20 protein-coding genes are annotated in these 19,154 nt (G+C 64.6%); all 20 read right to left on the bottom strand.

Annotated elements, in window-relative coordinates:
• Positions 1–6: 6 nt before the first annotated feature.
• Positions 7–282 carry a DUF1467 family protein gene (locus ABIA40_RS09975; protein ID WP_025036606.1) on the bottom strand — a complete coding sequence of 92 codons (276 nt, stop codon included), beginning with the start codon at positions 280–282 and terminating at the stop codon, positions 7–9.
• Between the two features lie 9 nt (positions 283–291).
• Complete coding sequence (mce, locus tag ABIA40_RS09970; protein WP_157283560.1) at positions 292–696, bottom strand: methylmalonyl-CoA epimerase; 405 nt, start codon at positions 694–696, stop codon at positions 292–294.
• 10 nt (positions 697–706) lie between these two features.
• Positions 707–2,377 carry a ribonuclease J gene (locus ABIA40_RS09965; protein ID WP_404540850.1) on the bottom strand — a complete coding sequence of 557 codons (1,671 nt, stop codon included), beginning with the start codon at positions 2,375–2,377 and terminating at the stop codon, positions 707–709.
• Positions 2,377–3,183, bottom strand: coding sequence for a biotin--[acetyl-CoA-carboxylase] ligase (locus ABIA40_RS09960; RefSeq protein ID WP_404540848.1), 807 nt, complete (start codon positions 3,181–3,183; stop codon positions 2,377–2,379). Before ABIA40_RS09960 ends, ABIA40_RS09965 begins: the two co-directional genes overlap by 1 nt.
• Before the next feature lies 1 nt (position 3,184).
• On the bottom strand, positions 3,185–4,621 hold the full coding sequence (nuoN, locus tag ABIA40_RS09955) for an NADH-quinone oxidoreductase subunit NuoN (protein WP_225113103.1): 1,437 nt from the start codon (positions 4,619–4,621) through the stop codon (positions 3,185–3,187).
• A 22-nt stretch (positions 4,622–4,643) separates the two neighbouring features.
• A complete protein-coding gene (locus ABIA40_RS09950; RefSeq protein WP_036025336.1) occupies positions 4,644–6,152 on the bottom strand; it encodes an NADH-quinone oxidoreductase subunit M in 1,509 nt (502 codons plus the stop codon).
• Positions 6,153–8,252, bottom strand: coding sequence for an NADH-quinone oxidoreductase subunit L (nuoL, locus tag ABIA40_RS09945; RefSeq protein WP_157283557.1), 2,100 nt, complete (start codon positions 8,250–8,252; stop codon positions 6,153–6,155). It lies immediately after the preceding gene.
• A 61-nt stretch (positions 8,253–8,313) separates the two neighbouring features.
• Positions 8,314–8,622 (bottom strand): NADH-quinone oxidoreductase subunit NuoK, encoded by a 309-nt coding sequence (gene nuoK / locus ABIA40_RS09940; protein ID WP_036010170.1) that lies wholly within the window; start codon positions 8,620–8,622, stop codon positions 8,314–8,316.
• Entirely contained in the window at positions 8,619–9,257 is a 639-nt protein-coding gene (locus tag ABIA40_RS09935) for an NADH-quinone oxidoreductase subunit J (protein WP_036010173.1), read from the bottom strand. The genes nuoK and ABIA40_RS09935 overlap by 4 nt, the downstream gene beginning before the upstream one ends.
• A 9-nt stretch (positions 9,258–9,266) precedes the next feature.
• A complete protein-coding gene (nuoI, locus tag ABIA40_RS09930) occupies positions 9,267–9,761 on the bottom strand; it encodes an NADH-quinone oxidoreductase subunit NuoI (protein ID WP_157283556.1) in 495 nt (164 codons plus the stop codon).
• A gap of 8 nt (positions 9,762–9,769) precedes the next feature.
• Positions 9,770–10,837 carry an NADH-quinone oxidoreductase subunit NuoH gene (nuoH, locus tag ABIA40_RS09925; RefSeq protein WP_085969087.1) on the bottom strand — a complete coding sequence of 356 codons (1,068 nt, stop codon included), beginning with the start codon at positions 10,835–10,837 and terminating at the stop codon, positions 9,770–9,772.
• 10 nt (positions 10,838–10,847) lie between these two features.
• Positions 10,848–12,923 carry an NADH-quinone oxidoreductase subunit NuoG gene (gene nuoG, locus ABIA40_RS09920; protein WP_271538018.1) on the bottom strand — a complete coding sequence of 692 codons (2,076 nt, stop codon included), beginning with the start codon at positions 12,921–12,923 and terminating at the stop codon, positions 10,848–10,850.
• 5 nt (positions 12,924–12,928) lie between these two features.
• On the bottom strand, positions 12,929–14,254 hold the full coding sequence (gene nuoF / locus ABIA40_RS09915; RefSeq protein WP_036025343.1) for an NADH-quinone oxidoreductase subunit NuoF: 1,326 nt from the start codon (positions 14,252–14,254) through the stop codon (positions 12,929–12,931).
• Positions 14,255–14,269: 15 nt separating this feature from the next.
• Complete coding sequence (locus ABIA40_RS09910; RefSeq protein ID WP_157283554.1) at positions 14,270–14,470, bottom strand: hypothetical protein; 201 nt, start codon at positions 14,468–14,470, stop codon at positions 14,270–14,272.
• On the bottom strand, positions 14,470–15,081 hold the full coding sequence (gene nuoE, locus ABIA40_RS09905) for an NADH-quinone oxidoreductase subunit NuoE (RefSeq protein WP_036025344.1): 612 nt from the start codon (positions 15,079–15,081) through the stop codon (positions 14,470–14,472). Before nuoE ends, ABIA40_RS09910 begins: the two co-directional genes overlap by 1 nt.
• Before the next feature lie 12 nt (positions 15,082–15,093).
• A complete protein-coding gene (locus ABIA40_RS09900) occupies positions 15,094–16,086 on the bottom strand; it encodes an FkbM family methyltransferase (RefSeq protein ID WP_404546202.1) in 993 nt (330 codons plus the stop codon).
• Positions 16,086–17,282 carry an NADH-quinone oxidoreductase subunit D gene (locus ABIA40_RS09895; RefSeq protein ID WP_036010192.1) on the bottom strand — a complete coding sequence of 399 codons (1,197 nt, stop codon included), beginning with the start codon at positions 17,280–17,282 and terminating at the stop codon, positions 16,086–16,088. The genes ABIA40_RS09900 and ABIA40_RS09895 overlap by 1 nt, the downstream gene beginning before the upstream one ends.
• A gap of 2 nt (positions 17,283–17,284) precedes the next feature.
• The gene (locus ABIA40_RS09890) at positions 17,285–17,899 is read right to left on the bottom strand and encodes an NADH-quinone oxidoreductase subunit C (protein ID WP_036010195.1); all 615 of its coding nucleotides are present in this window, start codon (positions 17,897–17,899) and stop codon (positions 17,285–17,287) included.
• Between the two features lie 11 nt (positions 17,900–17,910).
• Positions 17,911–18,495, bottom strand: a complete 585-nt coding sequence (locus ABIA40_RS09885) for an NADH-quinone oxidoreductase subunit B family protein (RefSeq protein ID WP_193760674.1) — start codon at positions 18,493–18,495, stop codon at positions 17,911–17,913.
• Positions 18,492–18,857, bottom strand: coding sequence for an NADH-quinone oxidoreductase subunit A (locus tag ABIA40_RS09880; RefSeq protein ID WP_008136158.1), 366 nt, complete (start codon positions 18,855–18,857; stop codon positions 18,492–18,494). Before ABIA40_RS09880 ends, ABIA40_RS09885 begins: the two co-directional genes overlap by 4 nt.
• Positions 18,858–19,154 lie beyond the last annotated feature (297 nt).

Here is a 19,154-nt window from a genome sequence, read left to right as displayed (position 1 = left end):
CAAAACTTAAAATGGCATTCCCATCATCTTCGACAGGCGCTCGATCGAGAGATAGCCGGCATGATAGGCCGCAAGGCCAATGCCGAACACGATTGCCGAGATGATCGTGGTCCAGATCAGCTTGTGCCCCATGCGGGTGAGGATGGGAGCACCGGGGTCGGTGCCGGGCGCGCCAACACCGTCCTCGTGCTGGCTGCGCACGCCAAACGGCAGCGTCACGAACAGCATGACCCACCACAGCACGAAATAGATCGCGAGCCAGGTTGAAATCTGGATGGCCATGACGCGGCCCTATGCCTGCTCGATCTCGACGAGAGCGCCGGAGAAATCCTTCGGGTGCAGGAACAGCACCGGCTTGCCGTGGGCGCCGATCTTCGGCACGCCGTCGCCGAGCACCCTCGCGCCCTCCTTCACCAACGTGTCGCGCGAGGCGATGATGTCGACGACCTCGTAGCAGACGTGATGGATGCCACCGTCGGGATTGCGCTCGATGAACTTTGCGATCGGCGAGGCCTCGCCGAGCGGCTCGATAAACTCGATCTTGGTGTTGGGCAGGGTCGCGAACACGGTGGTGACGCCGTGCTCGGGCAGCGGCACGGCCTCGGAAATCTGGGCGCCGAAGGCCGCACCGTAGATCTTCGCGGCCTTGACCGCGTCCCTGGTCGCGATCGCGACATGGTTGAGCCTGCCCAACATGTTCCCCTCCCTATACCGTCAGTACATGTACCAGACAGGGGGGCTTTTTGCCCCAATGTTCGTTGATCACGGCCCGGACAGCGCGTCGCACCGACTCGGCCAAGGCGTCCGGATCGCGCCGGCGCGCCCTCGGCAGGCCTTCGATGGTCGACATCACGGCATCGAAGACGATGTCGTCGAAGGTCTCGCCGGCCCTGTTCTTCTCGGGGATGCCGACCAAATCGAGCTCGGGATCACCGGCGAGCTCACCCTGCGCGTTCATGGCGATGGCGACGAAGGCGCAGCCGGAAAAGCCCATGCGGCGCCGCTCCACGACGGCACGGGACTTGGAGTCTTCCAGGATCGTGCCGTCCTTGTAGAGCCGCCCCGATGGCACCTCGCCGACGATGCCGGGATCGCCGGGGCCGAGCTTGACGAGGTCACCGTTGCGGCAGACCAGCACGCGCGGCACGCCGGCGGCGCGGGCGAGCTTGGCGTGCTCATGCAAGTGCAGGGCCTCGCCGTGGACCGGGATCAGGATCTGCGGCTTCACCCACGAGATCATATCGCGCAGCTCGTCGCGACGGGGATGGCCGGAGACGTGGACCAGCGCATCGCGGTCGGTGATGACCTCGACGCCCTGCAGCACCAGATTGTTGATGATCGAGCCGACCGCCTTCTCGTTGCCGGGAATGGTGCGCGAGGAGAAGATGACGCTATCGCCGCGGTTCAGCGTGATTTCAGGATGGTCGTCATTGGCGATGCGAGCCAGCGCGGCGCGCGGCTCGCCCTGGCTTCCGGTGCACAGCGCCAGCACCTTGTCCTGCGGCAGGTGGCCATAGACCTCGGGCGAGCGGAAATTCTGCACGCCCTCGAGATAACCGGTCTCGCGCGCGACCTGCACCACGCGCTCCATGGCGCGGCCGACCACGACGACCTCGCGGTCCGCGGCCCTCGCGGCGTCAGCCACCGCTTTGACGCGGGCGACGTTGGAGGCGAACGTCGTCACCGCGACGCGGCCCTTGGCGGATTTGACGAGGTCGATGATGGTTCGGGCGACCTCGGCCTCCGAGGGCGAACGGCCGTCGCGCACGGCATTGGTGGAATCGCCGATCAAGGCGAGCACGCCCTCTTCGCCCAATTCCCGCAGCCGCTTCTCGTCGGTCGCGGCTCCAAGCGTCGGGGTCGGGTCGATCTTCCAGTCGCCGGTGTGCAGCACGATGCCGGCGTCGGTGTGGATCGCCAGCGCATGCGCTTCCGGAATCGAATGCGCCACCGGAATGAACTCGACGTTGAACGGACCGATATCGACACGGCCGCCTGAGGGCACCACGGTGACCGGAATCTCGGGCGCGTTGCGCTCGGCGGTGCATTTGGCCTCGAACAGCGCGGCGCTGAACCTGGTGGCGTAGATCGGGCATTTCAGCTTCGGCCAGAGGTCGATGATGGCGCCGAAATGATCCTCATGGGCGTGGGTCAGCACGAGGCCCATCAGGTTCTTGCGCTCCTTCTCCAGGAAGGAGATGTCGGGCATGATCAGATCGATGCCGGGCAGATGCTCCTCATCGCCGAAGGAGACGCCGAGATCGACCGCGAGCCAGGCGCGCTGGTGACGGTTGCCGAGGCCGTAGATCGACAGGTTCATGCCGATCTCGCCGACGCCGCCGAGCGGCGCAAACACCAATTCGTCCGGCCTTGCCATCACGCTGCTCCCACCGAGGCGGCGGGGCCGAAGAACACCTCGCCGGCCGCCACCGGCACGAGGCGGCCCTCCGCGGTGCGGACGATCAGGCAGCCGGTGTCGTCGATCGTGTCAAAAACACCTTCCAGCGTCATGATTCCCGTGTGGATGGCAACCTTCTCGCCGAGACCGGCGGCGCGCTCCAGCCAGAGCCTGCGGATCTCGGCAAAGCCGCGGCCATTGTCCCAGATGCCGCGGAACTCGACCCAGGCATCCGACAGCGCCATGAATAGCTCCTCGGCGCTGATCTGGACGCCGAGGGCGGCCAGCGACACCGCGGGCGTCGGGGTGCCCTCGGGCGCGGCGACCACATTGGTCCCGATACCGACCACGACGGCAAGGCCGCCACCGACGGCCTCGGCCTCGAGGCCAATGCCGACCAGCTTCTTGCCGCCGGCGAGCACGTCATTCGGCCATTTCAGCGCGTAGCGGGGCCGGCCTTCGCCGAGACGGAGCGAAGCCTCGAGGCTCACCTTCTCCAGCGCCGCCTCCTCGGCCAGCCCCGCGGCAAAGCCGAGCGTGGCGGCGACGGCGGGGGCAACGTCCATGACTTCGAGGATGCTGGCAGCGAGATTGCCGCGCGGCGCGATCCAGGCGCGCTGGCGCCGGCCGCGGCCGGCGGTCTGCTCGGACGTGACGAACCACATCGGGCCGCGCTCGCCGGCCCTGGCGTAATCGATCGCCTCGGTATTGGTCGAGCCGGTCCGTTCGAACGCCGCGAGCCTGTAGCCCGCAGCCGATGCGCGAGGACCGAGCGCGAAGGCCATCCTAGAACAACGACTTTGCCGCGGCGGAGGCGACGCTCACCACGGGCCCCGCGAACAGCGCAAACAGCAGGTTGAACAGGCCAGCGACCGCCAGCACCGTCCGCACTTCGATGCGGACCGGATCGACCCGGCCGGCCGGCTCGTCGAAATACATCGTCTTGACAATGGCGAGATAATAGTAGGCGCCGACGACGCTGGTCAGCACGCCAATGACGGCGAGCGTGAACAGGTTCGCCTTGATGGCGGCGACGAAGACGTACCATTTGGCGAAGAAGCCGGCGAGCGGCGGGATGCCGGCGAGCGAGAACAGCAGCATCGCGAACATGAAGGCGAGCAGCGGATTGGTGCGCGACAGGCCGGCGAAATCGCTGATCTGCTCCACGGCCTGGCCGTTGCGCTTCATGGCGAGAATGATCGAGAACGAGCCGAGCGTCATCGCGACATAGATCACGATGTACATCAACACGCCCTGCGCGCCTTCCACCGTGCCGGAGGCAAGGCCGACCAGCGCAAAGCCCATGTGGCCGATCGATGAATAGGCCATCAGGCGCTTGATGTTGCTCTGGCCGATCGCGGCGAAGGAGCCGAGCGCCATCGAGGCGATCGACACGAAGACCAGGATCTGCTGCCATTGCGAGACGATGCCGGGGAATGCGGTGAGCGTCACGCGGGTGAAGACTGCGAGCGCGGCGACCTTCGGCGCGGACGCGAAGAAGGCGGTGACCGGGGTCGGCGCGCCCTCGTAGACGTCAGGCGTCCACATGTGGAACGGCACGGCCGAGACCTTGAAGCAGAGGCCGACGAGCAGGAAGACCAGGCCGAAGACGAGGCCGACATTCGAGACCGTCGCGGCCGCGGCAATGCCGGTGAAGCTCACCGTGCCGGTGAAGCCATAGACCAGCGACGCCCCGTACAGCAGCATGCCCGAGGACAGCGCGCCGAGCACGAAGTACTTCAGGCCGGCTTCGGTCGACTTGGCGTTGTCGCGGTTCGAGGCCGCGACGACATAGAGCGCCAGCGACATCAATTCGAGGCCGAGATAGAGCGAGATCAGGTCGCCGGCCGAGATCAGCACCATCATGCCGAGCGTCGAGAGCAGCACGAGGATGGCGTATTCGAAAATCCGGCGCGACGGGTCGGACAGGAACTCGGTCGACAGGACGAGCGTCACGGCCGAGCCGATCAGGGCCAGGATCTTCATGAAGCGGGCGAAGTCGTCGACGATGAAGCTGCCGCCGAACGTCACCTGCTTGCCGGCGGGTTGCATGTAGACGAGCGCACCGACCACGATCAGAAGCACCACCGCCAGCGACGTCACGGTCCTGGTCGTCTCCTGCCCGCGATAGGCGCCGAGCATGAGAAGCGCCATCGCGCCGACCGCGAGCACGAGCTCGGGCAGCACCGGCGCCAGTTGATAACCTGCAGTCGAAAAGCTCATGGCGATATCCTGACCTGCCCGATCACTGGAGCAGTGCGGCAGCCTTCACGGCCGTCACGGCGGTGTTGTAATTGTTGACGAGTTGCTGGACCGAGGCGGCCGACATGTCGAGCACCGGCTTCGGATAGACGCCGAACAGGATCGTCAGCGCGATCATCGGGAATAGAATGACGCACTCCCGCAAGGTGAGATCCTTCATGCTCGCCAGCTGCGGCTTGACCAGCGCTCCGAACACGACCTTGCGATAGAGCCATAGTGCGTAGGCCGCCGAGAGGATCACGCCGAAGCTGGCGAAGAACGCGGTCGGGATCGAGACCTTGAAGGTGCCGAGCAGCGTCATGAACTCGCCGACGAAGCCGCTGGTGCCGGGCAGACCGACATTGGCCATGGTGAACACCATGAAGGTCATCGCATAGAGCGGCATCCGGTTGACGAGGCCGCCATAGGCCGCGATCTCGCGGGTGTGCAGGCGGTCGTAGACGACGCCGACGCAGAGGAACAGCGCGCCGGAGACGATGCCGTGCGAGATCATCTGGAACACGCCGCCGGCGACGCCCTGCATGGTGCCGGCGAAGATGCCCATGGTGACGAAGCCCATGTGCGCGACCGAGGAGTACGCGATCAGCTTCTTCATGTCCTCCTGCATCAGGGCGACCAGCGAGGTGTAGATGATGGCGATGGCCGAGAGCGTGAACACCAGCGGCGCGAAGTCGTGCGAGGCCAGCGGGAACATCGGCAGCGAGAAGCGCAGGAAGCCGTAGCCACCCATCTTCAGAAGGATCGCGGCGAGGACCACGGAGCCCGCGGTCGGTGCCTCGACGTGCGCGTCGGGAAGCCAGGTGTGCACCGGCCACATCGGCATCTTCACCGCAAAGGACGCGAAGAAGGCGAGCCACGCCCAGGTCTGCAACGACCGCGGCACCGCGGTGTGCATCAGGGTCGGGATATCAGTGGTGCCGCCGTTCCAGTACAGCGCCATGATGGCGAGCAGCATCAGGACCGAGCCGAGCAGCGTGTAGAGGAAGAACTTGAACGAGGCATAGACCCGGCGCGGACCGCCCCAGACGCCGATGATCAGGAACATCGGGATCAGGCCGCCCTCGAAGAACAGGTAGAACAGCACGAGATCGAGCGCCGAGAAGGTGCCAATCATCAGCGTTTCCAGAATCAGGAACGCCATCATGTATTCGCGGACGCGGTTGGTGATCGCCTTCCAGCTCGCGACGATGCAGAACGGCATCACGGCGGTGGTCAGGATCACGAGCGGCAGTGAGATGCCGTCGACGCCCATGTGGTAGGTGATGCCGGTGGCGAGCCAGTTCGCCTTCTCGACGAACTGGAAGTCGGGGTTGCTGGGGTCGAAGCGCATGACCAGGATCACCGACACCGCGAAGGTGATCAGCGTGGTCCAGAGCGCGATCCAGCGCGAATTGCGCCGCGCCGCTTCGTCGTCACCGCGGCTCAGATAGACGATCAGCGCGCCGACCAGGGGCAGGAACGTCGTGACCGAAAGAATGGGCCAGGTTGTCATTTACTGGCCTCCAAAGCCGAACATGAACCAGGTGATCAGGCCGGCGGCGCCGATCAGCATGGCGAAAGCATAGTGATAGAGATAGCCGGTCTGGATCTTGACGACGTTGCGGGTGACGTCCAGCACGCGGGCCGAGACGCCGTCGGGGCCGAAGCCGTCGATGATGAAGCCGTCGCCCTTCTTCCAGAGCTGGTAGCCGATCCACTTCGCCGGACGGACGAAGATGATGTCGTAGAGCTCGTCGAAGTACCATTTGTTGAGCAGGAACTGGTACAGCATCGGCTGGGTGTTCGCGAGCTCGACCGGCAGATAGGGCCGGCGGATGTAGAACAGGTAGGAGACGAGGAAGCCCAGCACCATCATCACCGTCGGCAGGAAGGCGATGGTCTGCGGGATGTGATGCATCTCTTCGATGATGTGCGGGTTCATCTTCACGGACTCGCGGAAGAACTCCTCGACCCCGTGACCGGCGAACAGCTCCTTGAACGGCAGGCCGGCGACGAACGAGCCGACTGCGAGCACGCCGATCGGGATCAGGATCCAGAGCGGAGCCTCATGCGCGGCCTCGTAATGATGCTCGTCATGCGGCTCGCCGTGGAAGGTCTTGAAGATCAGGCGCCAGGAGTAGAACGAGGTCAGGCCGGCGGCGATGATCGTCATCAGGAAGCCGTACACCGCGAACGGATTGTGCGAGGCGTAGGCGGACTCGATGATCGCGTCCTTGGAGAAGTAGCCGGCGGTGAGCGGGAAGCCGGTCAGCGCCAGCGTGCCGACCACCATCACCGCATAGGTGTAGGGAATCTTCTTCCAGAGGCCGCCCATGTTGCGGATGTCCTGCTCGTGGTGCATCGCGTAGATCACCGAGCCGGAGCCTAGGAACAGCAGCGCCTTGAAGAAGGCGTGGGTGAACAGGTGGAACATGCCGACCGAATAGGCCCCCGCCCCCATCGCCACGAACATGTAGCCGAGCTGCGAACAGGTCGAGTAGGCGACGATGCGCTTGATGTCGTTCTGGACGAGGCCGATGGTCGCCGCGAAGAACGCCGTGGTCGCGCCGAAGAACATCACGACGGCCTGGGCGGTCGGGGCGAGCTCGAACAGCGGCGACAGGCGCGCCACCATGAAGACGCCGGCCGTGACCATGGTCGCGGCGTGGATCAGCGCCGACACCGGGGTCGGGCCTTCCATCGCGTCTGGCAACCAGGTGTGCAGCAGGAACTGGGCGGACTTGCCCATCGCGCCCATGAACAGCAACAGGCAGGTCAGGGTCAGCGCGTCGGCGTGCCAGCCGAGGAAGTTGATGGTCTTGCCGGTGAGGCCGGGCGCGGCGTGGAAGATGGTCTCGAAGTCGGTCGAGCCGACCAGCATGAAGACCGCGAAGATGCCGAGCGCGAAGCCGAAGTCGCCGACGCGGTTGACCACGAAGGCCTTGATGGCGGCGGCGTTCGCCGAGGGCTTCTGGTACCAGAAGCCGATCAAGAGATAGCTGGCGAGACCCACGCCTTCCCAGCCGAAGAACAGCTGCACCAAATTGTCGGCCGTCACCAGCATCAGCATGGCGAAGGTGAACAGCGAGAGATAGCCGAAGAAGCGCGGCCGGTTCGGGTCCTCGTCCATGTAGCCGATGGAATAGAGGTGCACGAGCGAGGAGACGGTCGTCACCACTACCAGCATCACGGCCGTGAGCGTATCGACGCGCAGCGTCCACCAGACCTGGAGATCGCCGGAGAAGATCCAGGGCAGCAGCTGGATCCTGTAGTCGTGATGCATGAAGCCGACGTCGACCAGCGTCATCCAGGACAAGGCCGCCGAGACGAACAGCAGCCCGGTGGTGATCAGCTCGGCTGCGCGCGAGCCCGCCGCCGGCGGCTCGGTCGGGCCATGGCCGTGATCGTCGTGAGCGTCGTCGTGATGGCTCTCGTGGATGACGGAGGCATCCTCGTTGATCTTGTCGGACGCATGGGCATGAGCGCCATGGCCGTGGTCGCCGTGATGCTCGAGCTCGTCGCCCGAGGGGTTGCGGGCATGCGCGCCGAACAGCGCGATCAGGCCAGCCAGAATGGCGCCCAGCAGAGGCAGAAAGACAATTGCCTGAACCATGACTTACTCTTTCCGCATGATCTGATCGGAAAACCGGCGTCCACTTTTCCGGATCATGCGCTCAGCCCTTCATCAGATTGACGTCCTCAACCGCGATCGAGCCGCGGTTGCGGAAATAGACCACCAGGATGGCGAGACCGATCGCAGCTTCGGCAGCCGCGACCGTCAGCACCAGCAGCGCGAAGACCTGGCCGACGATGTCGCCGAGGAAGCTCGAGAACGCCACGAGGTTGATGTTGACCGAGAGCAGGATCAGCTCGATCGACATCAGGATGACGATGATGTTCTTGCGGTTCAGGAAGATGCCGAGGATGCCGAGCGTGAACAGGATCGCGCCGACCGCCAGATAATGTCCGAGCCCGATCGTCATTTCACCCACTCCGCCGCGTCCGCGTCCGAGAGCCCCTGCCCCGGCGCCACCTTGCGCACCGCCATCGCGATGTCGGGCGTGCGCGCGTTCTGAACGTTGATGTCCTGCCGCTTGACCTTCTCCTTGTGGCGGAGCGTCAGCACGATGGCGCCGATCATGGCGACCAGGAGCACCATGCCCGAGAGCTGGAAGTAGTGGATGTACTTCGTATAGAGCACGAGACCGAGCGCCTCGGTGTTGCTGACGTTGGCCGGGATCGCCGCCGTGATCGTCTTGGAGACGCCGGGATTGATGACCCAGAAGCCGACGGTGAGCAGCAACTCGAACATGAAGATGCCGCCGATCACGAGGCCGACTGGCAGGTACTCGATGAAGCCCTCGCGCAGCTCGAGGAAGTCGACGTCGAGCATCATGATCACGAACAGGAACAGCACCGCGACCGCGCCGACATAGACGACGATCAGCATCATGCCGAGGAACTCGGCGCCCATCAGCACGAACAGGCCGGAGGCGTTGACGAAGGCCAGGATCAGGTACAGCACGGAGTGCACGGGATTGCGCGAGACAATCACCATCACGGCCGAGGCGACGCAGACGCCGGCGAAGAGATAAAAGAAGAGCGCGGGAAGGATCATGCCCTCACCTCACCGGTACGGCGCGTCGAGCTCGATCGCCTTGGCGATCTCGCGTTCCCAGCGGTCGCCGTTGGCGAGCAGCTTGGCCTTGTCATAATAGAGTTCCTCGCGGGTCTCGGTCGCGAACTCGAAGTTCGGGCCCTCGACGATGGCATCGACCGGACAGGCCTCCTGGCAGAGGCCGCAATAGATGCACTTCACCATGTCGATGTCGTAGCGCACGGTGCGGCGGGTGCCGTCGTTGCGGCGCGGGCCGGCCTCGATGGTGATGGCCTGCGCCGGGCAGACCGCCTCGCACAGCTTGCAGGCGATGCAGCGCTCTTCGCCGTTCGGATAGCGCCGCAGCGCGTGCTCGCCGCGGAAGCGGGGCGAGATCGGGCCCTTCTCGAACGGATAGTTCAGCGTCGGCTTCGGCTGGAAGAAATAACGCATGGCGAGGAAGAACGCCGAGACGAATTCCGACAGCAGAAGCGAGCGTGCAGTGGCGTTGACGTTGATACCCATGACGGCCCTCACTTCGGCGCGATGCCGGCGAAATGCAGCACGCCGGCCACCACGATCACCATCGCCAGCGACAGCGGCAGGAACACCTTCCAGCCGAGGCGCATCAATTGATCGTAGCGGTAGCGCGGCACGATCGCCTTCGCCATCGCGAACAGGAAGAACATGAAGAACAATTTCAGCGAGAACCAGATGATCCCCGGCACCCAGTTGAAGGGCGGCAGGTCCACCGGCGGCAGCCAGCCTCCGAGGAACAGGATCGTCGCCAGCGCGCACATCGTGACGATTGCGACATACTCGCCGAGCATGAACAAGAGGTACGGCGTCGAGCCGTACTCGACCATGAAGCCGGCGACGAGCTCGGATTCGGCTTCGACGAGGTCGAAGGGCGGACGGTTGGTTTCCGCCAGCGCCGAGACGTAGAACACCACGAACATCGGGAACAACGGCCAGACGTACCAATTCAGGATCGTCAGCTGCGGCAACCCGATCAGGCTGGCGAGGCCGCGCGCGTGCTGGGCCTCGACCACCGCCGTCAGGTTCAGCGTGCCGGCGCAGAGCAGCACGGTGATGATGACGAAGCCGATCGAGACTTCGTAGGACACCATCTGCGCGGCCGAGCGCAGCGCGGCGAGGAACGGATACTTCGAGTTCGACGACCAGCCGGCCATGATGATGCCGTAGATCGACAGCGACGAGATCGCGAAGATGAAGAGGACGCCGACATTGATGTCGGCGATCACCCAGCCGAGATTGGTCGGGATCACGGCCCAGGCGGCGAGCGCGAGCACGCATGAGACTAAGGGAGCAAGAAGAAACACGCCCTTGTTGGCGCCGGCCGGGATGATCGGCTCCTTCAGCACGAACTTCAGCAGGTCGGCGAAGGACTGCAGCAGGCCCCACGGGCCGACCACGTTCGGGCCGCGCCGGATCTGCACCGCCGCCCAGATCTTGCGGTCGGCGAGCAGGATGTAGGCGATCGCGACCAGCAGGACGACGAGCACGAGAACGCTCTGCGCGACCATGATGATCAGCGGCCAGAGGAACCCGGTCCAGAATGCGCTTTCGAAGAATTCCATCAGATCACGCTCACTCCGCTGCGGTCAGCATCTGCCCGGAGGCGAGGCGCGAGCATTCCGCCATCACGGCGGACGCACGCGCGATTGGGTTGGTCAAATAGAAGTCCTCGACCAGAGGCTTGAACGGCGCCTTCTCGGGCGAGCCGCCCTTCCCCGCCAGCTTCTTGATCTGGTCGGCCGAGCCGGCCTCGATCTGGTCGAGACGGATGAGATGCGGCACGGCCTTGAACATCGCCTGGCGCAGCTGCGCAAGCGAGTCGTAGCCGAGCTTCTTGCCGAGCGCTTCCGACAGCGCGCGGATGATCGCCCAGTCCTCGCGGGCCTCGCCCGGCGGGAACGCGGCGCGGCCCGTCATCTGCACGCGGCCTTCGGTGTTGACGTAGATCGCGGATTTCTCGGTGTAGGCGGCCGCCGGCAGGATGACGTCGGCGCGGTGTGCGCCGCGATCACCATGGGTGCCGATATAGACGACGAAAGTGCCGTCCGGCGCCTTGATCTCGTCGGCGCCGAGCAGGAACAGCAAGTCGAGCGTGCCGAAGGTCGTCATCTGCGCAGCATTGAGGCCGCCGCTGGTTGCGGCAAAGCCGATGTCGAGCGCGCCGACGCGCGAGGCGGTCTCGTGCAGCACGCCAAAACCGTTCCAGCCGTCCTTGACTGCGCCGACATCGAGCGCGAGCTTGGCGCTGGCGGCGAGAATGGCGGCGCCGTCGTGACGGGCGGCCGCGCCCGCACCGACCAGGATGATCGGTTTCTCAGCGTTCTTCAGCACGTCCATGAAGGAATGCTTGCCGGCCGCGAGTTCGGCCAGCGTCTCGGTACCGGCACCGAGATGGTCGAAATCATAGGTCAGGTCGGCCTTGGCACCGATCACGCCGACCTTGAAGCCGCCGGCGCGCCAGCGCTTGCGGATGCGGGCGTTGAACACGGCCGCCTCTTTCCGCGGGTTCGCGCCGATGATGAGCAGCGCATCGGCCTGCTCGACGCCGGCGAGCGTCGGATTGAAGATGTAGGAGCCGCGGCCGAGCGCGGGATCGAAGGCATCGCCGCCCTGCACCGCCAGATTGCTCGAACCGTATTTGCCGAGCAGGTCCTTCAGCGCGAACATCTCCTCGACGCCGGCGAGATCGCCTGCGATCGCGCCGATGCGCTTGCCGTCGGTGCGCGCCGCCTTGGCGGCGATCGCAGCGAAGGCCTCGGTCCAGCTCGCTGCGCGCAGCTTGCCGGCTTCGCGGATATAGGGCCGGTCGAGACGCTGGGTGCGCAGGCCATCGACCACGTGCCGGGTCTTGTCGGAGATCCACTCCTCGTTCACGGCCTCGTTGATGCGCGGCAGGATCCGCATCACCTCGCGGCCGCGGGTGTCGACGCGGATCGCAGAGCCGACGCCGTCCATGACATCGATCGACTGGGTCTTGCCGAGCTCCCACGGCCGCGCCGCGAAGGCGTAGGGCTTCGAGGTCAGCGCGCCGACCGGGCAGATGTCGACGAGGTTGCCCTGCAATTCCGACGTCAGGGCGTGCTCGAGATAGGTCGTGATCTCCATGTCCTCGCCGCGGCCCGTGGCGCCCATCTCGGGCGCGCCGGCCACTTCCGCCGAGAAGCGGACGCAGCGCGTGCACTGGATGCAGCGGTTCATCGAGGTCTTGACCAGCGCGCCGAGATATTTGTCCTCGACGGCACGCTTGTTCTCGGCGAAGCGGCTGGTGTCGACGCCATAGCCCATCGCCTGGTCCTGCAGGTCGCACTCGCCGCCCTGGTCGCAGATCGGGCAGTCCAAGGGATGGTTGATCAGAAGGAATTCCATCACGCCTTCGCGTGCCTTCTTCACCATCGGCGAACGCGTCGAGATCTCCGGCGGCTCGCCCTTGGGGCCCGGACGGCAGTCGCGCACACCCCAGGCGCAGCTCGCGACCGGCTTCGGGCCGCCCTTCACCTCGACGAGGCACATCCGGCAATTGCCGGCGATCGACAGCCGCTCGTGATAGCAGAAGCGCGGAATCTCGGCGCCGGCCGCCTCGCACGCCTGAAGCAGCGTGTACTCGGCGGGGACATCGATCTCTTTGCCGTCGATGATGAGCTTGGTCATGTCTCTTACTCCGCCGCGACCATGTTCACGGGATCGCGGACGCCGATGTCATCGACATCGGCCTTGTGCGAATATTGGTCGATGCGCGCTTCGATCTCGTGGCGGAAGTGCGTGATCAGGCCCTGGATCGGCCAGGCCGCGGCGTCGCCGAGCGCGCAGATGGTGTGGCCTTCGACCTGCTTGGTGACCTCGAGCAGCATGTCGATCTCGCGCTTGTGGGCGCGGCCTTCAGCCATGCGGGTCAGGACGCGCCACATCCAGCCCGTGCCTTCGCGGCACGGCGTGCACTGGCCGCAGCTCTCGTGCTTGTAGAAATAGGAGATGCGGGCGATCGCACGGATCAGGTCGGTCGACTTGTCCATCACGATCACGGCGGCGGTGCCGAGGCCCGAGCGCAACTTGCTCAGGCTATCGAAATCCATTGGCGTGTCGATGATCTGCTCGGCCGGCACCATGCGCACCGACGAGCCGCCGGGGATCACGGCCTTGAGGTTGTCCCAGCCGCCGCGAATGCCGCCGCAATGCTTCTCGATCAGCTCACGGAACGGGATGCCCATGGCCTCTTCGACGTTGCAGGGCCGCTCGACATGGCCGGAGATGCAGAACAGCTTGGTGCCGACATTGTTCGGGCGGCCGATGCCGGCGAACCACGCCGCGCCGCGGCGCAGGATATCGGGCGCAACGGCGATGGACTCGACGTTGTTGACGGTGGTCGGGCAGCCGAACAGACCGACATTCGCCGGGAACGGCGGCTTCAGCCGCGGCTGGCCCTTCTTGCCCTCGAGGCTTTCGAGCAGCGCGGTCTCCTCGCCGCAGATATAGGCGCCGGCGCCGTGGGCGACGTAGAGGTCGAACGGCCAGCCGTTGAGATTGTCCTTGCCGATCAGCTTGGCCTCGTAGGCCTGGTCGATCGCGGCTTGAAGGCGCTCGCGCTCGCGGATGAACTCGCCGCGGACATAGATGTAGCAGGCATGCGCATTCATCGCGAAGCTCGCGATCAGGCAGCCCTCGACCAACAGATGCGGATCATGCCGCATGATCTCGCGGTCCTTGCAGGTGCCGGGCTCGGATTCGTCGGCGTTGACGACGAGATAGCTCGGACGGCCGTCGGTCGATTCCTTCGGCATGAAGGACCACTTGAGACCGGTCGGGAAGCCGGCGCCGCCGCGGCCGCGCAGGCCCGAGGCCTTCATCTCGTTGATGATCCAGTCGCGGCCCTTGTCGATGATGTTCTTGGTGCCATCCCAAGCGCCACGACGCCGCGCACCCTCCAGCCCCCAATCATGGAGGCCGTAGAGGTTCTTGAAGATGCGGTCCTTGTCCTCGAGCATATCAGTGCTTTCCGATCAACGAATGGACTGCTTGTAGGCAAGTCCGGCGGCGCAGACGGCGAAGAACAGCGCCCAGAGCAGACTGGTCTCCTGCGAGGCGTTCATGAAGAAACGCTGCAGCAGGAACATGAAAGCAGCCGCGATCGCGGCGTGCATGGCGACAAAGCCCCATTTCTTCACGGCCGCGGTCCCTCCGGTTATGGCGAGATCACGCATCAGGTGATCTCCTTGAGCGTGGTCGGTCCGGTCATCGGCGCCGAGAATTGGCGGCCGTTCTGCGGACCGGGCTTGGGCGGATTGCCCGAAGCGAAGCCATCGAGCACCTTGCCAAAGCTTTCCTTGGTCAGGTCCTCATAGGTGTCCTTGCCGATCAGCACCATCGGCGCGTTCACGCAGGCGCCCAGGCACTCCACCTCTTCCCAGCTGAAATTGCCATCCTTGGAGAGATGGAAGGGCTCGTGATGGATGCGGTGCTCGCAGACGTGGATCAGATCCTCGGCGCCGCGTAGCCGGCACGGCGTGGTGCCGCAGACCTGGACGTGGGCCTTCTTGCCGACGGGGGCGAGCTGGAACATGGTGTAGAAGGTCGCGACTTCCAGCACGCGGATATAGGGCATGTCGAGCATGTCGGCGATGACGCGGATCGCGGCTTCCGACACCCAACCCTCGTTCTGCTCCTGCGCACGCCAGAGGATGGCGATGACGGCGGAGGCCTGACGGCCTTCGGGATATTTTGCGATCTGCTGCCGGGCGAATGCGAGGTTCTCCTCCGTGAACGCAAAGCTCGCGGGCTGGACTTCCTTCGGTGCTAATCGGCGAACGGACATCTCTTCAATCTCTCACTGCATGCGGCGCGCGGACTTGGCATTCAGATTCTTGGCATTCAGGTTCTTGGCGTTCATGGCCTCGATCCTGTCCTGCCAGAATGCGCTTGCGGTGCCGAAAACGTTGTAGCCGACGTGGGTCGAGACCTTGATGCGGTCGAGGATCGACAGCTCGGTCACGGTCTCCATGCGGTTGCTGCGCGGATCGAACACGATCAGCTTCAGCGGGGTCTGTTCGAGGATGAAGCGCGACACGGCGTGAGAACGGTCGCTGCCGTGCTCCTCGCACATGATGACGCTGTCGGCCTGCAGCAGTCGCGCCCCGCCCTTGATCGCCTCGATCTCGACACCCTCGACGTCGAGCTTGATCAGGTATTTGCCGGTGGCCGCGACCTTGCCGTCCTCGATCAAATTGTCGAGCGCGATCACCGGCACCTCCTCGCCGCCCGCCGACTGATCGCCGGCGATGCTGAAGGCTTCGTGCTTGGTGCCCGACAGACGCGCGGTGCCGCGCGCCGCGCCGATGGCGCATTTCATGGTCTCGAAGCGGCCAGCGTTGATGCGGGCATTGTTGGCAAGCTTCGAATAGTTCTGGCCCGACGGCTCGATCGCGATCGCCTTGTGCGCGCCGAATGGCTTGCTCGAGACCAACACCGACCAATAACCGTAATTGGCGCCGCAATCGAGCAGCGTGTAGTCGACGTCGATGGAATCGGCGAACAAGAGCTCGAGCTCGTCCTCGTAAATGTAGGAGCGGTTGAGCAGCTTGCTCCAATAGCCGTCGCCGTAAGGGAATTCGAACACCGCGTCGGGATTGAGCCTGATCGCGATGTTGCGCTCGGGCAGCGTCTTGCGCAGCAAATTCGCGCAGGCGATGTAGCCCATGTGCGAGAAGTGCGAGGAGATCTTCGATCCGGTCACCAGCGCCAAGGCAGCCGTCCGCTCCCACAGGTTCGCCCCTTCAAGGGCCCCCGAGGCACGGTCAAACTGGATCGGCGCCTGCGCCATCACCGATCGACCTCTCCGAACACGATGTCGAGCGAGCCCAGGATCGCCGAGACGTCGGCCAGCAGATGGCCGCGGCAGATGTGGTCCATGGCCTGCAGATGCGCGAAGCCCGGCGCGCGGATCTTGCACTTGTAGGGCTTGTTGGTGCCGTCGGCGACGAGATAGACGCCGAACTCGCCCTTGGGCGCCTCGACCGCGGCGTAGACCTCGCCGGCCGGCACGTGGACGCCTTCGGTGTAGAGCTTGAAGTGGTGGATCAGCGCTTCCATCGAGCGCTTCATCTCGCCGCGGCGCGGCGGCGCGACCTTGTTGTCTTCGACGACGACCGGGCCCTTGCCGTCGGGCGCGTTCAGCTTCTGGATGCACTGCTTCATGATGCGCACGGACTGGCGCATCTCTTCCATGCGGATCAAATAGCGGTCGTAGCAGTCGCCGTTCTTGCCGATCGGGATGTCGAAATCCATCTCGGCGTAGCATTCATAGGGCTGCGACTTGCGCAAGTCCCAGGCCGCACCCGAGCCGCGCACCATCACACCCGAGAAACCCCATTCCCAGGCTTCCTTCAGCGGCACCACGCCGATATCGACGTTGCGCTGCTTGAAGATGCGGTTGGCGGTGAGCAGACGGTCGAGATCGTCGACCACCTTGAGGAACGGATCGCACCAGGCCTCGATGTCGTCGACCAGCTTCTGCGGCAGGTCCTGATGCACGCCGCCGATACGGAAATAAGCCGCATGCATGCGGCTGCCCGAGGCGCGCTCGTAGAACACCATCAGCTTCTCGCGCTCTTCGAAGCCCCACAGCGGCGGGGTCAGCGCGCCGACGTCCATCGCCTGCGTGGTGACGTTGAGCAGATGCGAGAGGATGCGGCCGATCTCGCAATAGAGCACGCGGATCAGCTGGCCGCGGCGCGGCACCTCGATGCCGAGCAGCTTTTCTGCGGCGAGGCAAAAGGCGTGCTCCTGGTTCATCGGCGCGACGTAATCGAGGCGGTCGAAATAAGGGATCGCCTGCAAGTACGTCTTCTGCTCGATCAGCTTCTCGGTGCCGCGGTGAAGCAGGCCGATATGCGGATCAACACGCTCGACGACTTCGCCGTCCAGCTCCAGCACGAGGCGCAGCACGCCGTGCGCCGCCGGGTGTTGCGGTCCGAAGTTGATGGTGAAGTTGCGGAGGTTCTGCGGTTGCTCGTTCATGATCAGACCTTCGGCCCCGCTTTTTCATCGCCCGGAAGCACCGGATAGTCGGCTCCTTCCCAAGGAGACAAAAAGTCGAATTTGCGGAATTCCTGGTTGAGCCGGACCGGCTCGTACACCACCCGCTTCTCCTGGTCGTCGTAGCGGACCTCGACGAAGCCGGTGAGCGGGAAATCCTTGCGCAGCGGATGGCCCTCGAAGCCGTAGTCGGTGAGGATGCGGCGCATGTCGGGATGGCCGACGAAGAACACGCCGTAGAGGTCGTAGGCTTCGCGCTCGAACCAGTCGGCGCCCGGGAAGACGTCGATCAGCGAGGGCACCTGCGTGGTCTCGTCGGCTTGCGCCTTGAGCCGGATGCGCGCGTTCAGCGTCGGCGACAGGAAGTGATAGATCACGTCGAAGCGCTTCTCGCGATCCGGGTAGTCCACCGCCGTGATGTCGGTGATGTTGACGAACCGGCAGTTCGGGTCATCGCGGAGGTACTTGACCACCTCGACGATCCTGGCGGCTTCGACGTCCACGGTGAGCTGGTTGAAGGCCACCGAGTGACCGGTCGCGGCGCCCGGAAGCGCGCTAACGATCGTCTGCCCCAGGGCGTCGAGCTTGGCGTCGTCCATGACGTAAAACCTTAGCGTTCGATGGTGCCGGTGCGCCGGATCTTCTTCTGCAGCAGCAGCACGCCGTAGAGCAGCGCCTCCGCCGTGGGCGGGCAGCCCGGCACGTAGATGTCGATCGGCACGATGCGGTCGCAGCCGCGCACGACCGAGTAGGAATAGTGATAATAGCCGCCGCCATTGGCGCAGGAGCCCATCGAGATGACGTAGCGCGGCTCGGGCATCTGGTCGTAGACCTTGCGCAGCGCCGGCGCCATCTTGTTGGTCAGCGTTCCCGCAACGATCATCACGTCGGACTGACGCGGCGAGGCACGCGGGGCGAAGCCGAAGCGCTCGACGTCGTAGCGCGGCATCGAGACCTGCATCATCTCGACCGCGCAGCAGGCAAGACCGAAGGTCATCCACATCAACGAGCCGGTACGCGCCCAGGTGATGAGGTCGTCGGTCGCCGCCACGAAGAAGCCCTTGTCGGACAGCTCGGAATTGACCTCGAGGAAGAACGGATCATTGGCCCCGACTGGCTTGCCGGTCGACGGATCCAGAATGCCCTTCGGGGCCGGTGCGATCACCGGACCTGCGGACTGCGTATTCGGGTTCAATCCCATTCGAGGGCCCCTTTCTTCCATTCATAGGCGAACCCGACCGTCAGTACGGCGAGGAACACCACCATGGACCAGAAGCCGGTCGCGCCAAGCTTGCCGAACGCCACCGCCCAGGGAAACAGAAACGCCACCTCGAGATCGAAGATGATGAAGAGGATGGCGACGAGATAGAAGCGGACGTCGAACTTCATGCGGGCGTCGTCGAAGGCGTTGAAGCCGCACTCGTAGGCCGACAGCTTTTCGGGATCCGGCTGCTGGAACGCCACGATGAACGGCGCGATCAACAGCACGAGGCCGATCAGGCCCGCTACCCCTATAAAGACGACGAGTGGAAGATAGTTCTGCAGAATGCCGCTCATTGGCGAGCCCTTTTCCCGCAGCCTCGGGACAGCCACGGATTCGTCCGATTTGGAATTATTCTGAGCCTTAGCGCAGTGCACCAATGGGCGCAAGACACGCTCTTTTCAGGCCCTTTGCCGCCCCCAGAGCGGTGAAAATCCCGGAATCACCCCGCGGCTGGTATGGAGCAGATCGCCAGTGCCAGCAAGGGCTGCGACGGTCTCGCAGGTCAGCCGTTCTGAGATTGCGGCACTCGGGCCGAGGCAGCTATTCGCTGCGCGCTGACCGACCAAATGCTCGGGTTTTGGTGCGGCAGT

It is taken from the genome of Bradyrhizobium sp. USDA 223 (genome assembly GCF_044909005.1).
Lineage (GTDB): Bacteria > Pseudomonadota > Alphaproteobacteria > Rhizobiales > Xanthobacteraceae > Bradyrhizobium > Bradyrhizobium yuanmingense.
The sequence above is the reverse complement of the archived record's forward strand: the minus strand, read 5'-3'. Positions and strand labels throughout refer to the sequence as shown.

What these genes read in the sequence shown, in the direction of transcription:
- ABIA40_RS09975 (WP_025036606.1), bottom strand. Translation starts at nt 282, where the DNA reads ATGGCCATCCAGATTTCAACCTGGCTCGCGATCTATTTCGTGCTGTGG.
- mce (WP_157283560.1), bottom strand. Translation starts at nt 696, where the DNA reads ATGTTGGGCAGGCTCAACCATGTCGCGATCGCGACCAGGGACGCGGTC.
- ABIA40_RS09965 (WP_404540850.1), bottom strand. Translation starts at nt 2,377, where the DNA reads ATGGCAAGGCCGGACGAATTGGTGTTTGCGCCGCTCGGCGGCGTCGGC.
- ABIA40_RS09960 (WP_404540848.1), bottom strand. Translation starts at nt 3,183, where the DNA reads ATGGCCTTCGCGCTCGGTCCTCGCGCATCGGCTGCGGGCTACAGGCTC.
- nuoN (WP_225113103.1), bottom strand. Translation starts at nt 4,621, where the DNA reads ATGAGCTTTTCGACTGCAGGTTATCAACTGGCGCCGGTGCTGCCCGAG.
- ABIA40_RS09950 (WP_036025336.1), bottom strand. Translation starts at nt 6,152, where the DNA reads ATGACAACCTGGCCCATTCTTTCGGTCACGACGTTCCTGCCCCTGGTC.
- nuoL (WP_157283557.1), bottom strand. Translation starts at nt 8,252, where the DNA reads ATGGTTCAGGCAATTGTCTTTCTGCCTCTGCTGGGCGCCATTCTGGCT.
- nuoK (WP_036010170.1), bottom strand. Translation starts at nt 8,622, where the DNA reads ATGACGATCGGGCTCGGACATTATCTGGCGGTCGGCGCGATCCTGTTC.
- ABIA40_RS09935 (WP_036010173.1), bottom strand. Translation starts at nt 9,257, where the DNA reads ATGATCCTTCCCGCGCTCTTCTTTTATCTCTTCGCCGGCGTCTGCGTC.
- nuoI (WP_157283556.1), bottom strand. Translation starts at nt 9,761, where the DNA reads ATGGGTATCAACGTCAACGCCACTGCACGCTCGCTTCTGCTGTCGGAA.
- nuoH (WP_085969087.1), bottom strand. Translation starts at nt 10,837, where the DNA reads ATGGAATTCTTCGAAAGCGCATTCTGGACCGGGTTCCTCTGGCCGCTG.
- nuoG (WP_271538018.1), bottom strand. Translation starts at nt 12,923, where the DNA reads ATGACCAAGCTCATCATCGACGGCAAAGAGATCGATGTCCCCGCCGAG.
- nuoF (WP_036025343.1), bottom strand. Translation starts at nt 14,254, where the DNA reads ATGCTCGAGGACAAGGACCGCATCTTCAAGAACCTCTACGGCCTCCAT.
- ABIA40_RS09910 (WP_157283554.1), bottom strand. Translation starts at nt 14,470, where the DNA reads ATGCGTGATCTCGCCATAACCGGAGGGACCGCGGCCGTGAAGAAATGG.
- nuoE (WP_036025344.1), bottom strand. Translation starts at nt 15,081, where the DNA reads ATGTCCGTTCGCCGATTAGCACCGAAGGAAGTCCAGCCCGCGAGCTTT.
- ABIA40_RS09900 (WP_404546202.1), bottom strand. Translation starts at nt 16,086, where the DNA reads ATGGCGCAGGCGCCGATCCAGTTTGACCGTGCCTCGGGGGCCCTTGAA.
- ABIA40_RS09895 (WP_036010192.1), bottom strand. Translation starts at nt 17,282, where the DNA reads ATGAACGAGCAACCGCAGAACCTCCGCAACTTCACCATCAACTTCGGA.
- ABIA40_RS09890 (WP_036010195.1), bottom strand. Translation starts at nt 17,899, where the DNA reads ATGGACGACGCCAAGCTCGACGCCCTGGGGCAGACGATCGTTAGCGCG.
- ABIA40_RS09880 (WP_008136158.1), bottom strand. Translation starts at nt 18,857, where the DNA reads ATGAGCGGCATTCTGCAGAACTATCTTCCACTCGTCGTCTTTATAGGG.